Origin of the sequence: Bradyrhizobium sp., from assembly GCF_049581145.1 — a bacterium.
Classification (GTDB): domain Bacteria; phylum Pseudomonadota; class Alphaproteobacteria; order Rhizobiales; family Xanthobacteraceae; genus Bradyrhizobium.
The window spans coordinates 1-1790 of the sequence record NZ_JBAURI010000503.1; the positions used below are offsets into that span (position 1 = coordinate 1).

A 1790-nucleotide genomic window follows, 5' to 3' on the forward strand; every position below is an offset into this window, starting at 1 on the left:
GGCTCGCTCCCCACAGCCCCCGGCCCCGACCCTGCAACCGCGTTCAATGCCGTCACCATCCCCGGCCTCGCCGACGACCTCAACCTCACCTACGTCGCCTGGCGCAATGGAGATCTAGGCCGCTCTCACGACCACGTGTTCTACATCGCGCTAGCCATCGGCCTGCTCATCGCCGGCTACATCATCCTGCGCAATCGCCCCCGGCCCTGATGCAACGAAGTTCGCACACCTGCCCTCAAACCTCACGGGAGGTTTCACCCAATGGCAACCAAAAAGGCAACCAAGAAATCCGCAACAAAGAAATCATCCACCAAGAAGGCTCCAGCCAAGAAGACCGCCGCAAAGAAGTCTTCGGCAAAGAAGAAGTACGGCCCCGGAGTCGGCAAGCAAGTCGAAACCGAGATGCGCGAGATGCATCAAGGCAAGCTGAAAAGCGGTCGCAGCGGCAAGAAGGTCACCAATCCGAAGCAGGCCATCGCCATTGCCTTATCCGAAGCCCGCGCGAAGGGCGAAAAGGTTCCAGAGAACCCCAACAAAGTTTGAAAAGGGACGACCGGAAATCCGGCCGTCTCCTTTTCCCTTGGCGAACAAAAGTCTCTTACTGATCCACATCCGCACGTGCCCGCGTCACGTGTGGGCTACCCACCTCTGCATACTCGCGGCGCGACAACGCCATCGCCGGCGCATACGAGCGATACACACTAATGTGGAAGCAGGCCTGCTGAAACTCCTCTTCCACATCAACCTTCCCAACCTGCATCAGCGGCCGCAGATACGTGCGCATCCACGCAATCTCCTCGGTCGTCATATCACGCTTGCCAAAGTCGATTGCCTCGCCAGTCAAGTGCGGCGACGCCATCTCTCCACCAATGCCCGCAGCATTTCCATTCACGCGCCGCAGCCGCAGTTGGTACGCCACCGTCCGCACCGCCGAGTTCACCTGCAGCGGCTGGTGAAAGCGCAAATAATACGCCCGCGCAATGTCTGCCGCGAACCGCACCGTCCACGGCCGCGCACACCGTCGATCACCCGCCAGCTCCGCGTTCACATGCAGACTCATGCTCTCGGGAAAGTCCACCAGCATCCTCTCTCCGCGCATGCGGCGAAGATCATCGTCATCCTGAATGCGGCTGAGACCTTCTTCATCCGCAATCAAATTCTGATGCACAAGAATCTCGCGCGTGCCCCGCATCGGCGGCGGAACCACCAGCCGCCCATAACGGTAGAGCCCAGGGATCACCTCAGGCTGACCCGCTTCTTCAGCGATCGCTTCACGCGTCCCCAGCGACAACCCGCCAACCGTGCTCGCACGCGTCTCAGGTCCCGCCGTAGTCGAGCCCGGCGCTCCCACCAGATCCGAAGGCCCGCTCGACTGCAACGGCGCAGGCACTCTCTCCGCAGGCAACGCGTCAACCCTGGCCGCCACTTCCGGCAAAGCTCCTGCCCGCGTTGTCATTGACCCCGCCTGGCTCGCCTCTACCGGATGAGCCACGCCGTTGGCATAAATTCCAGAGGCCGAAGAGTGCGCCTTTACTCCCGCGACGATATCCAGACGCTCATTGCCACTCGTCCGCTCTCCGCGCCGATGATGGCTGCTCACTCGACGCATCGCCGACGCATCCCTCGGCGAACGCCTGTCCGCAGCGCTCATCCTATGCGACGACGCAGCCTCAACTCGACCCGACCTTCGGCTGTTCTCGACGGAAACCCTACGTCCGGTCGTCCGCACACCGCGAACACCGCTCGCGTGAGCCTTGGCGCCATGCGTTACAAAATGTGCGGTAGTGTAG

The 1790-nt window shown here is 61.6% G+C and carries 3 protein-coding genes; 2 read left to right on the forward strand and 1 reads right to left on the reverse strand.

The features are described 5' to 3' along the window. Both WCB02_RS16660 and WCB02_RS16665 read left to right on the forward strand, forming a co-directional pair. Positions 1-210: hypothetical protein (locus tag WCB02_RS16660; RefSeq protein ID WP_423959612.1), on the forward strand; the 210-nt coding region annotated here is incomplete at its 5' end. Positions 211-261: 51 nt separating this feature from the next. Further along, complete coding sequence (locus WCB02_RS16665) at positions 262-543, forward strand: DUF6496 domain-containing protein (protein WP_423959614.1); 282 nt, start codon at positions 262-264, stop codon at positions 541-543. A gap of 55 nt (positions 544-598) precedes the next feature. Here WCB02_RS16665 and WCB02_RS16670 read toward each other — a convergent pair whose 3' ends face one another. Then, positions 599-1291: a DUF5715 family protein gene (locus tag WCB02_RS16670; protein WP_423959616.1), complete on the reverse strand. Its 693-nt coding sequence runs from the start codon at positions 1289-1291 to the stop codon at positions 599-601. Positions 1292-1790: the final 499 nt, after the last annotated feature.

Bases quoted from the DNA above. Each gene is read 5' to 3' on its own strand.
- WCB02_RS16665 (WP_423959614.1), top strand. From the start codon at position 262: ATGGCAACCAAAAAGGCAACCAAGAAATCCGCAACAAAGAAATCATCC.